The sequence below is a fragment of the Runella salmonicolor genome, assembly GCF_024158025.1.
In the GTDB taxonomy this organism is placed as follows: Bacteria; Bacteroidota; Bacteroidia; order Cytophagales; family Spirosomataceae; genus Runella; species Runella salmonicolor.
This window is the reverse complement of the sequence record NZ_JAMZEL010000003.1, coordinates 130,736-143,474: the sequence shown is the minus strand read 5'-3', so window position 1 is coordinate 143,474 and position 12,739 is coordinate 130,736. Positions and strand designations below refer to the sequence as shown.

At 46.2% G+C, this 12,739-nt stretch carries 9 protein-coding genes; all 9 read left to right on the top strand.

What is annotated here, in order from left to right; genetic code table 11:
• Window position 1: 1 nt before the first annotated feature.
• The 9 genes from NCI00_RS09905 (at window position 2) to NCI00_RS09865 (ending at window position 12,726) form a co-directional block, all read left to right on the top strand.
• On the top strand, window positions 2-646 hold the full coding sequence (locus NCI00_RS09905; RefSeq protein ID WP_253526998.1) for a YdcF family protein: 645 nt from the start codon (window positions 2-4) through the stop codon (window positions 644-646).
• 108 nt (window positions 647-754) lie between these two features.
• On the top strand, window positions 755-1,663 hold the full coding sequence (locus NCI00_RS09900; RefSeq protein WP_253526996.1) for an NAD(P)/FAD-dependent oxidoreductase: 909 nt from the start codon (window positions 755-757) through the stop codon (window positions 1,661-1,663).
• 124 nt (window positions 1,664-1,787) lie between these two features.
• Window positions 1,788-2,072, top strand: coding sequence for a GNAT family N-acetyltransferase (locus NCI00_RS09895; RefSeq protein WP_253526994.1), 285 nt, complete (start codon window positions 1,788-1,790; stop codon window positions 2,070-2,072).
• Window positions 2,073-2,087: 15 nt separating this feature from the next.
• Window positions 2,088-2,984 carry a pirin family protein gene (locus tag NCI00_RS09890; protein WP_253526993.1) on the top strand — a complete coding sequence of 299 codons (897 nt, stop codon included), beginning with the start codon at window positions 2,088-2,090 and terminating at the stop codon, window positions 2,982-2,984.
• Between the two features lie 164 nt (window positions 2,985-3,148).
• Window positions 3,149-4,624, top strand: a complete 1,476-nt coding sequence (locus NCI00_RS09885; protein ID WP_253526992.1) for a capsule assembly Wzi family protein — start codon at window positions 3,149-3,151, stop codon at window positions 4,622-4,624.
• 196 nt (window positions 4,625-4,820) lie between these two features.
• Window positions 4,821-7,241, top strand: a complete 2,421-nt coding sequence (locus tag NCI00_RS09880; protein ID WP_253526991.1) for an exo-alpha-sialidase — start codon at window positions 4,821-4,823, stop codon at window positions 7,239-7,241.
• Window positions 7,242-7,514: 273 nt separating this feature from the next.
• Window positions 7,515-9,068: a DUF4394 domain-containing protein gene (locus tag NCI00_RS09875; RefSeq protein ID WP_253526990.1), complete on the top strand. Its 1,554-nt coding sequence runs from the start codon at window positions 7,515-7,517 to the stop codon at window positions 9,066-9,068.
• A 229-nt stretch (window positions 9,069-9,297) separates the two neighbouring features.
• Window positions 9,298-10,959 (top strand): hypothetical protein, encoded by a 1,662-nt coding sequence (locus NCI00_RS09870; RefSeq protein WP_253526989.1) that lies wholly within the window; start codon window positions 9,298-9,300, stop codon window positions 10,957-10,959.
• A gap of 99 nt (window positions 10,960-11,058) precedes the next feature.
• Complete coding sequence (locus NCI00_RS09865) at window positions 11,059-12,726, top strand: hypothetical protein (protein ID WP_253526988.1); 1,668 nt, start codon at window positions 11,059-11,061, stop codon at window positions 12,724-12,726.
• Window positions 12,727-12,739: the final 13 nt, after the last annotated feature.

Sequence of the window (12,739 nt, the reverse complement as noted above, 5' to 3'; positions counted from 1 at the left end):
CATGCTCTCCACCAACACCTTGGCCTTGGCCCAAAAACTTTGGGATTACCACCACGTCAATCACACGCTTCAAAAATCCGATTGCATCTTGGTATTGGGTAGCCATGATTTGCGGGTTGCGGAGCGCGGGGCGGAGTTATATCTGCAAGGTTGGGCTCCCATCTTGATTTTTTCGGGAGGATTGGGTAGACTCACCCAAGACCTTTGGAAAGACGCCGAAGCCGATAAATTTGCGGCCATCGCCTTGGAAATGGGCGTCCCGAAAGAAGCCATTTACATCGAAAATAAATCTACAAACACTGGCGAAAATATCCTGTTTACGCAGCAACTCCTCGCCACCCACGGTCTAAATCCGCAGACGTTTATCGTGGTCCAAAAGCCTTACATGGAACGCCGTAGCTATGCCACTTTTAAGAAGCATTGGCCTGACAAACAACTCATTGTAACCTCTCCACAAATCTCGCTTGAGCAATACCCCAATGCCGAAATCTCGCTTGAAGAAGTAATTCACATCATGGTCGGCGACCTTCAACGCGTGAAAGTCTATCCCGAAAAAGGCTTCCAGATTTATCAGGAAATCCCCAGTGATGTTTGGAACGCCTACGAGCAATTGGTGGCATTGGGTTATACTTCGCATTTAATCTAAATTCGGTAGCTCTCGGCGTGGCTCTTCCGTTTTACTGTGAACTTTTTTTATTTGCAACATTGTTGCAAATAAAAACAACCCATTTTTCATCATTAAAACGTTAACCACATGATTGAAACTAACCATTTCGATGTTATCGTCATTGGCGGCAGTTACGCGGGTCTTTCGGCCAGTATGGCTTTGGGGCGTTCGTTACGCTCAGTATTGATTATTGACAGCGGAAAACCTTGTAATCAAACCGCTCCTCATTCGCATAATTTTATCACACAGGATGGGGAACCGCCCGCCGCCATTGCGCAAAAGGCCAAAGACCAAGTACTAGTTTATCCCACCGTTCAGTTTGTGGCCGATACTGTACAAAGCGCCCAAAAAGAGGAGAATTTATTCAGGATTAGGACCGAGACAAATGTAGAATTTACGGCTACGAAGCTATTGTTTGCCACGGGTATTCGTGATTTGATTCCCGATTTGCCCGGTTTTGCCGATTGTTGGGGAATTTCTGTCATCCATTGCCCCTATTGCCACGGATACGAAGTACACGGCACTGCGCTAGGCATCCTTGGCAACGGCGAAGTAGGATTTGAATTTGCTAAATTAATCAGCCAATGGACACCCCACTTGACATTGTTTACCAACGGCCCGTCAACGCTGAACGCAGAACAAACCCAAAAACTCCAACAGCATCATATCACAATCATTGAGGAGGAACTTGACCACTTGGAGCACACCGCTGGAAAACTGGAGCAGGTCATTTTTAAAAATGGCACGAAACAGGCCATTTCGGCGATTTTTGCGCGGGTTACCTTCCAACAACACTGTGCTATTCCCCAAGAATTGGGCTGCGAGCTTACCGAAAACGGTTACCTCAAAATTGACCATTTTAATCAAACTACCGTGGCGGGTGTGTATGCCGCAGGCGATAATACCTCTCCGATGAGAGCCGTGTCGGAGGCAACGGCGGCGGGTACAAAAGCAGGTGCATCTATCAATAAAGCGCTGATTCAGGAAAGTTTTTAGCCCAATTAACACGCCCCAAACTATTTTTAACAACCTGTTTGGGAGATTTTCGGGCAAAAAGAATGTCGTACATTCGGTTTGAGTAACCTATATTCGCATTACTAAAATGTCAAACAAACAGTTTATGGGACAAATCAAGCACAGCCAAACCGAAAAAGGAGGCTCATTTTTTTACGAATTAGAAGGTAAATCACTGGCGGCCATGACGTACATACGGGCCGGTGAGCACAAAATCATCATTGACCACACCGAAGTTGACCCTTCGCTAAAGGGCCAAAGCATCGGCAAAAAATTACAGGCCGAGTTGGTAGATTATGTACGAAAAAATGGCATTAAAGTGATGCCATTGTGCCCCTTCGCCAACGCGACGTTTAAGAAAACCCCTGAATGGCAGGATGTTCTTGCGTAAACTCTCCCAACGACCATGTCAAACATCAATGTTATCATCGAAGAACGTCCCGCCAATATCGGGAACTTTTTAGTGGGCCGATTACTTCCTTTTCGTGGAAAACGCATGGTTGGCCCCTTTATTTTCATTGACCACATGGGGCCAGCGCTCCTCAAAGAGCACCAAAATATTGACGTAGGCCCACACCCACACATTGGTCTTTCGACCCTCACGTATCTGTTTGAAGGCAGCATTATGCACCGCGACACGTTGGGTACGGCCGTCGAAATATTTCCGAACCAGGTCAATTGGATGACCGCTGGCAAGGGCATCGTGCATTCAGAACGAACGCCTGAGTACCTTAGACACTCCGACAAAAAACTTCACGGGCTGCAGATTTGGGTGGCGCTGCCCAAAGAACTCGAAGATATGCCACCCGCTTTTTACCACGCCGAAGCCGACGAGATTCCCACGTGGGAAACCGACGGAATTTCGTACAAACTCATTGCAGGTGAGGCATTTGGCCATAAGTCGCCCGTACCCGTTTACAGCAAATTATTTCTTTTGGAAATTAAAAGTCCTACCACCCAGACCATCAGCATCGGCGATGACTTATTTGGCGAAGCGGGCCTTTATATTTTGGAAGGTAGCATTGAAAGTGACGGCAATACCTACGAGCCCAAACGCATTTTGGTCGCCCAAAACAGCCAACTCTGCCAATTTACCATTCATGCCAACACCACGATTTATCTCTTCGGCGGCGAGCCTTTTCCCGAAGAACGTTTCATTTATTGGAATTTTGTGGCCACAAGTCAGGCTATCATCCAACAAGCCAAACAGGATTGGAAAGAAGACCGCTTTCCCCGCATCGAAGGCGAAACCGATTTGGTGCCCTTACCGCCCGAAATTCCCAATGTCAAAATGAAAAGTTAAGGGTTTAAGTGGCAACAAAACGCTCCTTTTACATTTTGCGATTTCGCGCGGGGCCGCCCGCGCGGTTTATCATTTTTCGGTTACCAATAAATTATTCGATACCCACGTCCAAAACCCGCATTTCCACGTATGTATTTGTAGTTCCAACCCCCTTTTTCAACCGTATGAAGCTCCGCTACTTATTGGCAGCGACCGTTGGTATTTTTTCCCAATCGGCTTGGACACAGTCTGGTAAGTCAGTGAGTTCTTACCATTATTACGTTGAAATCGGCGGCGCCACCGCTACGTCTTCCCAAACCCCCTTCTGGTTACGAACCAATCAATACGGTATCGTTCCGTTGGAAAGCTCTTTTGGAACCGCCCGGGTGGGTAGCCACCGCGAATACCGCGTCGATTCTACCCAAAAATCAACGTTTGACTGGGGATTCGGCGCGATGGGAGTGGCCAATTTCACGAGCAATAAATATAAAATCTGGACCCCTGACCTATTCATAAAAGCAAAATGGGGCAAGTTTGAAATCTTTGCGGGCAACCGACGGGAAATTTTTGGACTCGGCGACAGTACCCTGACATCGGGTTTTGTGGCGTGGTCGGGCAATGCAATGACCTTTCCCAAAATTCAACTGCAAACCATTGACTATATTCCCCTCAAATTCCTGAAAAGCATTTTAGCTTTTAAAGCAAGCTACGCCCATGCGTGGTTTACGGTGCCATACATTCAGGGGGCTTATCTCCATCAAAAAACCTTTTACGCACGTTTTGGCAAACCCCATTGGGCGGTTCGGTTTTATGCAGGGCTCAACCACCAGGTCCAATGGGGCGGAAAAGCCGATTATCTAAAGGGGACGTTGTTGGCGCAAAACGGGCAGTTACCGTCTACGTTTCGGGATTATATTTCGCTCATCACGGGCCGCTATCCCGACGACCTCATCAACGACCGTTACACCATTTTCGACGGCAGCAATCGCATTGGCAACCATTTGGGAAGCTATGATTTTGCTTTGGAATGGCGCAAAACTACCCATACTTTTTTGCTTTATCATCAACATATTTACGAAGATGCATCGGGCTTAGCGTTTCAAAATTTCCCCGATGGGCTAACAGGCTTTAGCATTTCTCGACGCGGCAAAAAAAACCACAAGTCATTATCAATCAGTAAACTAACCATTGAGCACCTATCTACAATCAACCAAAGTGGAGCCGTTTTTGACCCCACGGCTCAGTACCAAGGCACCGACAATTATTTTAACCACGGACAGTATAAAGAAGGTTGGTCGTATCAGAATCAGACGCTTGGCAGCCCATTTATTGCTCCCCTAACTACTTTAAAACCAGAGGTTCAGGAGCAGTTTAAAGGTTTCTTTTTTCCGAATAATCAGGTAAAAGTCTGGTATTTGGGGAGCGATTGGCACTTTGGCCACCGACTCAATTTCACCACCCGCAGTTCGTTTAGCCGCAATTTCGGCTCTTTTTCCTATGCTTATTCTCCAGTTATACAACAGTTTTCACATTCACTTTCTGCCCAAATCATCCTTCCAAAAATTACGGGGCTTACTTTTAGTGCTTCCGCCGCCCTCGACCACGGCACCCTATTTCCTGAGGCTTTCGGAGGATTCATAGGTGTAAAAAAACAGTGGTAATCTTCAACTCAAGCGGTATATAGCCCCAAAAATCTTCTTTCATTTTCACGAATGCGTTTTCCCATCGTACTTTATGAATTGCGCACCTTATTTTTAATTTTTTTTACTTCATTGCTTTAAATTATTAATATTTTTTATTTTTACTTTTGTGGTATATCATTTTATCCCGATTTTAACAAATCCCAACCCTCACACTATGAATCTAAAATCATTCTTTTTACTTGTATTCACTTTTGTAGGCACGGTGCTTAGAGCGCAGACGCCAGCTGTTTTGTTGGTCAAGGAAGAATTTATTTTTGACAATCCGCCCGTTCCCTCCTGCCATGCCTCCAGCATTGTGCAAGTGGGTGACCAACATTTGATGGCAACTTGGTTTGGCGGTACTGCCGAAGGAAAACCCGACGTAACCATCTGGTTGTCAGAATATCAAAAAGGAAAATGGAGTCAACCTAAGCAAATGGCCGACGGTATCATCGATGCCAACAAGCGGTATCCCTGCTGGAATCCCGTTTTGTTCAAAACCCGCGAAGGAAAGCTGATGCTTTACTACAAAATAGGGCCTAACCCGCGCGAATGGTGGGGAATGGTGCGCTATTCTACCAACAACGGCAAAACATGGTCGGCCCCCGAAAAGCTGCCCGATGGCATGTTGGGCCCGATAAAAAACAAACCCATTCAACTCGCCAACGGGGATATTTTGCACCCGACCAGCACCGAAAGTGTGACGGGAAATGTTTGGCATGTACATTTGGAAAAAACGGACAAAAACGGTAACAACTGGCAAAAAATTAGCATCGACAACGGCAACTTTGGCGCTATTCAGCCCAGTATTTTGACCTATCCTGACGGTAGAATGCAGATGCTTTGTCGCAGTCGTCAAAATGTGGTAGTAGAAACATGGTCGACCGACGGCGGCAAAACGTGGAGCCCTGTCAGTGCGACTAGCCTGCCTAATCCAAACTCAGGAACCGATGCCGTAACCCTCAAAAACGGTACACAAATTTTGATATATAACCCCCTCATTCGCGGAAGTGACTGGGCAAAAGGGCGCAATAAACTGCGCGTAGCGGCCTCCAAAGACGGCGTAAACTGGCAGGATATTTATTCGTTGGAAGACGAAGGCAAGGGCGAATTTAGCTACCCTGCCGTGATTCAAACCACCGACGGATTGGTGCATATTACGTACACCCACGAGCGCAAAAACGTAAAACACGTGGTGTTGAAAGTACCCGATGTTTTACCTCCAAAACCCGTTGGACCCACTCCTTCAAAAGCCCAAATGGGCTGGCACGAAATGGAGCAAAATGCATTTATTCACTTCACTACCAACACGTTCACCGATTTGGAATGGGGCTACGGCGACGAGAAACCCTCTATTTTTAACCCTACCCAAACGGATGTGGAGCAATGGATAAAAACCCTCAAAGACGCTGGCTTTAAGGGCGCTATCCTGACGGTCAAACACCACGATGGTTTCTGTCTGTTTCCTAGTCAATACACCGAACATTCCATCAAAAACAGTCCGTATAAAAACGGCAAAGGCGACATCGTTCGGGAAGTGGCCGATGCCTGCAAAAAACATGGCCTCAAATTCGGTATCTATTTGTCACCTTGGGACCGTAACCACCCCGAATACGGCAAACCAGGTTACGTGGAATATTACCGCAATCAGCTCAAAGAGCTATTTACCAATTACGGCCCTGCCTTTGAAATGTGGTTTGATGGGGCCAACGGCGGCGACGGCTACTACGGCGGTGCCCGCGAAAAACGCCAAATCAAAGGCTCTACCTACTATGACTGGCCAAAAACGCTTGATCTGGTGCGCCAAATGGAACCCAATGTCATTTTCTTCAGCGATGCTGGGCCAGGTGTACGTTGGGTGGGAAATGAGCGCGGCATAGCAGGCGAAACCAACTGGAACAGCATTACGCCCGATACACTCTTTGCGGGCAAAGGCGGCATTGAAAAACTGTTGAACACCGGCTCAGAAGATGGCACCCAGTGGATACCTGCCGAGGTCGATGTGTCGATTCGTCCGGGCTGGTTTTATCACGCCAAGGAAGATTCAAAAGTGCGCACCCCCGAAAATCTCTTTGATATTTACCTGACATCGGTAGGACGCGGGTCAACGCTGCTCCTAAATGTGCCACCCGACCGCCGGGGATTGATTCACGAAAACGACGTCAAAGCCCTGCAAGGCTGGCGCGCCATGATTGACCGTGAATTCAAAACCAATCTGGCGGCCAATGCCAAGACCAAAGCCAGCTCTTTCCGGGGCAATGCCGTTTATTACGCTTCTGCCAACCTCACCGATGGTAACAAAGACACCTACTGGACTACCAACGACGACGTCACTACCGGAAGCGTGGAGATTGATTTGGGCAAAACCCAAACGGTAAAATACGTTACGTTAAAAGAATATATTGCCTTGGGTCAGCGCGTTAAATCGTTTGAAATAGAAGCATGGCAAAACGGGACGTGGCAAAAAGTTGCCCAAGCCACCACCATTGGCTATAAGCGTATTTTAAAGTTAACGCCCGTACAAACCAGTAAAATCCGGGTGAATATTACCGCTTCAAAAGCCTCTCCAGTGCTTTCTGCGGTTGAAGTTTATTAACAAAATCTGCTTTTTATGGCTGTTACGATGAAAAAAAACAAATCGTAACAGCCATAGAAACAAACAACTTTTCTTCTTCTATCCATCGCCTTTATCGGGCTATTTATAAATCAAAAGGTTATTTTAACCTACTATTCTCTTCAACTATTCATCATACATTACCCCGTTGGTGCCGTTTGGCGTGTGCAATGCTTAAAATCCGGGGGTAAATTTTCTACGTAGGTACGGTTGTCCAATAGGTATCTTACTAACACTATTTAACAACTTTGTATCATGTTCCACGTCAAAAAACATCTACGTTTGTTTGCCGTTGCAGCCATTACGTCGCTGCTTGCGCTCAACTCTTGTACTGATCACCGCTTACCGCCGTCGCCTCAGACACTGCCAGATGTTTCGTTTTATGCCCTTAACGACAACAACCAATTGATGTTTATCAATGTACGGGCTACGAGTACTCCCACCTCAACGGTGACCATTTCGGGACTGCCAACGGGAGAAAAAATACGCGCCATTGATTTCCGCCCCGCTACGGGCCAGTTGTATGGCGTTGGTAGCGACAGCCGTTTGTACGTCATTAATCCTACCTCTGGCGCAGCCCGCATGGTAGGAATGAACCCTTTGAATCCAATGATCAATGGCACCATGATTGCTTTTGATTTTAATCCAACCGTAGACCGTATTCGCTTAGTAACCAACACGGGCCAAAATTTACGCCTCCACCCCGAAACAGGCGCTGTTGCCGTAGTAGATGGAGCTATCAATGGCGCGCCTGGCGCGATGATTACTGGGGGAGCCTACACCAACAACAGAGCAGGCGTAACTAGTACGACGCTATTCAATATCGACCCCGTCAATGACCGCCTCTACCGCCAAAATCCGCCTAACAATGGAACCTTGGAAGAAGTAGGGGCCCTTGGTTTGGACATCACAGGAACCTCAGGATTTGACATTTCTCCCAACGGCGACGCCATAGCGGCCGTAACTGTCTTTGGGCAATCTGAACTGAATCAGGTGAATCTGTCAACGGGCCGCCTCCAAAGGCTGGGCGACCTTCCAGCCAACATCATCGGTATCGCCATTCCAACGGAGCCTGTTGCCTACGCCATTGACGACGCCAACAACCTACTCATTTTCAACCCAATCGCTACTTCCCCCGTCACTCCCACCACCAAAACCATCATGGGATTGCAAATGGGTGAGAGCATCCTTGGCATTGATTTCCGTCCTTCCAACGGTCAGTTGTACGCATTGGGCAGCACGAGCCGAATCTATACACTTACGGTCAATGCCGCCAATACCGCCACCTATACCGCTACGGCTTTAGGGGCAGGGCCTTTCACGCCTGCTTTATCAGGAACAAGTTTTGGGTTTGATTTTAACCCCGTACCCGACTTGATTCGGGTAGTGAGCAATACACGGCAAAATTTGCGCATAAGCCCCGTAACAGGCGCTATCAATAATGTAGACACGGAATTGAGCATCATGTCGGCCAACGTCAGCGCCGCCGCTTACACCAACAACTTTGCGGGCACCATGACCACCACCTTGTATGACATTGATACGCCTGCGGGAGGCAACGCCATGCTTTATACCCAAAATCCACCCAATAACGGAACCCTAAACTTGGTAGGCTCATTGGGCATACAAGTGGAAAGTGCCAATGGTTTTGACATAGGCGGCGCCAGCAACACGGCCTATGCGTTGCTTCGTGCGGGAGGAACAACGGGCGTTTATACCATTAACTTGACCACGGGAGCTGCAACCCTAGGCTCTACCCTACAAGGCAACCCAACCGTGCGCGCCATGGCGGTAGGATTAGGTTTTTAACCCCACAATGGAGGGGTTGTTTTCCGTCTAGTTTCTTGCAAAACAGCCTTTTTGGGAAAATAATACCAACGATTTAAAATTTGATTTGATAAGGGCAGGCTTTAGGTCTGCCCTTTTTTTGTGGGGTTTTCTCAACCCAAAATGTAACATCACAACCTGCAATAAATTCTTACTTTTGTGGCTAATTATTGAATACGCACTGTTTTTGTCTGCTACAGTCTCTTTATCTATGACTCCAACGAATTGGATTTATTTTGATACCTCTCCTACCACGTGGTGGCTGCTAAACCATTTGGCACTGGGGGCCGTAAGTTTTTGGGTGATTCGCCGCCAGCAAGCCCTTCCCGATTGGGTTTTCTTACTTGCTATCGGGGCCATCACGGGGCTGATGCGACTTCCTGTCTTTTTATATAATTTACCACTCAATCCCGACGAAAGCCAGCTCTTGGCCCAAGGCCTAACGTTGGCATACGACCCTATTCTTTACCGCTCCGTCGACCCTACCACGAGTGGACCATGTAACAGCTTTTTACTCACTTTTCTATATCTACTGGGCTTCAAACTTGATTTTCATTTGACCCACGTGCTTAGTTGGGCGCTTACGTTTGCTTCTTTGGTGTTGATTTATCAATCCCTCAAACGACTGCAATTACGCCTCTACGCCCAATTGGCCTTGTTGCCAGCGGTGGCTTTTGTGAGTTTTGGGCAGGATGAAGACTATCTGCATTATTACAGCGAAAGCCTCTCCATCGTTTTTTTGAGTCTGAATGTGTATTTAATGAGTTGTTGGCACCAACAAAAAAAGATACGTTTATTTGAACTTACCGTTTTTGGTATATCTACCGCGCTGATTGTGCTGTGTAAAATTCAGGCTCTTCCGTTGGCTTTTGTGCTAGGCGTGGGCTGTCTTTTCTTTATTTACACCCTTCACAAACAGCAATTTTTCGTTTACGCATCCGTACTGACATTGGGCGTACTCGGTGTATGGGGTGCGTGGCTGGCGCACATGTGGAGCTACGGAGTGCTGGAAGATTTTTATTTTTACTACATCAAGGCCAATGCCCTGCTAAAAAAGAATTTCGTGGCCAATTCGCCCAAGTCTCCGCTCAGGCTATTGCTTATGTTTCCCCTCATCATTTACACAAACGGCAAAGGAATCGAATATTTCTTTTTGCCTATACTCCTCTTGGGGGCAGGTTTTCTAAGTTTTGTGTTTTTCAAAAGAAAGCATTGGAAAACCCTGATAATCAAACACTATTTTTGGACCATCGTTGTAGCTTATGTGGTCATGGTCATCATCACAGTTATCCGCACGGGCAGTTTTTATCCCCACCATTTTACCTATTTTATTTTGCCTTGCTGCCTCCTAGCAGGCCTTTTCTTGAGTTCGTTACCTACTCAATGGAATTGGATTATTTTACTGACCCAAGGCATCTATTTCTCGCATTTGTTTATCGGTACCATCACTAAAAAAGGCATAAATAAATATCCCACCTTTATTTCCGAAATGGAAGAATTAAGTCCCGTTGGCCGTACTATCTTAAAATATGCTAAGCCCGGTGAATACCTTGTGGTTTGGGGTTGGGATTGTCAATACTATGTTGAAACGCAAATGCCACAGGGAGTAAACGAAAATCACAGCGTAAGAAGCGCGATGGAACATTCGCTTCAAGATGTGTATTTACAGCGGTATGTTCGCGATATGACGCGCACCAAGCCCGCTATTTTTGTGGATGCCATTACCACCGAGACCCTCTGGATGGAAGACCCTGATAAGTACGGTCACCAAAATTATCCAGCATTGGCCAAAGAAATTTCAACCCATTATACCCTAAAAGCCACCGTAAACGGGGTAAGAATCTATGCGCGAAATTCTAAAACTACCTTATAAATTGGGTAATAATCCGATTTTTGGCTGCGGCATTGAGCATACCATGCAGTACTCTTAACTCTTTCTAATACCCAAAACCCTCGTAATCCCTTTCGTTTTATGACGCCAATTTGGATTCAGTTTGATTCTTCACCTACCTATTTTTGGATAACGGGACATGTACTTTTAGCCATTTTTAGTGTTTGGTTATTGCTACGACGCCAACCGCTTTCAAATGGGCTTTTTTATACAATTACGATTTTATTGACGGGGTTTATGCGTTTACCGGTTTTTCTATTCAATTACGAACTCGACCCCGACGAGAGTCAAGTGTTGGCGCAGGGACTGACACTTGCCGTTGACCCCATCATTTATCAATCCGTCGACCCCACCACGGGCGGCCCCTTAACGAGCTATTTTTTGGCTGCCTTGGCGTACGCTGGCGTTACCCTCAATTTTCATTTAGCGCATCTATTGGGTTGGGTAATTACCCTGATTTCGTTGTTTTTCACTTATCACGCTGCCACTTTTTTGGGCCTCAAAAAAACCGCTCAGTGGGCTATGCTGCCATTTATCGCATTTACAGGTTTTATCCAATTAGCCGATTTTGTCAGTTTTTACAGTGAAACGACCTCCCTTTTTTTATTAAGCGTAAGTCTTTGGTTTTTAGCCTATTGGTCAACCCATAAAAAATTTACTACCCTCCAACTCATCCTTTTTGGTTTTTTGCTCGGGCTACTTCCACTCTGTAAAATTCAGGTGTTACCCATGGCTTTTGTGGTGGGAGTGTTTGCTTTTATTCAACTATTTCTGTTTCAGAAATCAAAAATGCTCCGCTACGGGGTAGTGCTTGTGGGTAGTGTTGTAGCGGTGTGGGGCGGTTGGTGTCTGTTTCTTTTGAGCCATAACGTTTTGGACGACTTTGTAACTTTTTATATTCAAGCCAATTTTCAATATAAAGATGCCTTAGCCACCGCCAACAGTAGAAGTCCACTCCTCAATTTTTTCCGACTTCCGTGGGTCATCATTCGGGGAGGCAGTGGTTTTGAATGGCTATTTCTTCCTTTTTGTTTGCTGGCTTTCGTTTTTGTGGTCATTGTTTTTTTTCGAAAAAAAAGCCTTCGTTCTCTTTCGTTAGATTCTTTTTTTTGGTTGATGATTGGCGCTTATTTAGTCATGGCCGACATTGCCATAACCCGCACGGGAAGTTTTTACGACCATTATAACCACTTCTTATTTCTGCCTTTTCTGCTACTGATGAGTCTATTTATGAAGTATCTCCCAACGGAGGCCCGATGGATTGTTCTTTCTACTCAGGTTGTTTTTTTGGTTATTTTAGTGCAAAAAACACTTCTTCATCAACCTACAAATACTTACACGCATTATCCACGCAATGAAGACGTCAGCAACGCAAAAGTGTCTTCTGCTATTTTAAAATATGGGAATAAGGGGGATTATTTAGCCGTATGGGGCTGGTCGTGTACGTTTTATGTCGATACCCAAATGCCGCAGGGAGTCAATGAAAACCATACCACCCGAAGTGCCATAAAGCAACCCCTGCAGCCTATTTATCTGGAAAGATACCTAAACGATTTGAAGCGAACCGAGCCGCCAGTCTTTGTGGATGCGGTAGGAGAAAAAGCCATTTGGATCAATGACCGCTCAAAATACGGCCACGAACGTTTCCCGATTTTAGCAAAATACATTGCCGACAACTACACGCTCAAAGAAGAATTGGAAGACGTGCGCATCTATGCCCGAAACAAAAAAGGGAATCTGACCCAATAACCAGATTCCCTTC

What these genes read in the sequence shown, in the direction of transcription:
- NCI00_RS09890 (WP_253526993.1), top strand. Translation starts at nt 2,088, where the DNA reads ATGTCAAACATCAATGTTATCATCGAAGAACGTCCCGCCAATATCGGG.
- NCI00_RS09885 (WP_253526992.1), top strand. Translation starts at nt 3,149, where the DNA reads ATGAAGCTCCGCTACTTATTGGCAGCGACCGTTGGTATTTTTTCCCAA.
- NCI00_RS09905 (WP_253526998.1), top strand. Translation starts at nt 2, where the DNA reads ATGCTCTCCACCAACACCTTGGCCTTGGCCCAAAAACTTTGGGATTAC.
- NCI00_RS09875 (WP_253526990.1), top strand. Translation starts at nt 7,515, where the DNA reads ATGTTCCACGTCAAAAAACATCTACGTTTGTTTGCCGTTGCAGCCATT.
- NCI00_RS09895 (WP_253526994.1), top strand. Translation starts at nt 1,788, where the DNA reads ATGGGACAAATCAAGCACAGCCAAACCGAAAAAGGAGGCTCATTTTTT.
- NCI00_RS09865 (WP_253526988.1), top strand. Translation starts at nt 11,059, where the DNA reads ATGACGCCAATTTGGATTCAGTTTGATTCTTCACCTACCTATTTTTGG.
- NCI00_RS09900 (WP_253526996.1), top strand. Translation starts at nt 755, where the DNA reads ATGATTGAAACTAACCATTTCGATGTTATCGTCATTGGCGGCAGTTAC.
- NCI00_RS09870 (WP_253526989.1), top strand. Translation starts at nt 9,298, where the DNA reads ATGACTCCAACGAATTGGATTTATTTTGATACCTCTCCTACCACGTGG.
- NCI00_RS09880 (WP_253526991.1), top strand. Translation starts at nt 4,821, where the DNA reads ATGAATCTAAAATCATTCTTTTTACTTGTATTCACTTTTGTAGGCACG.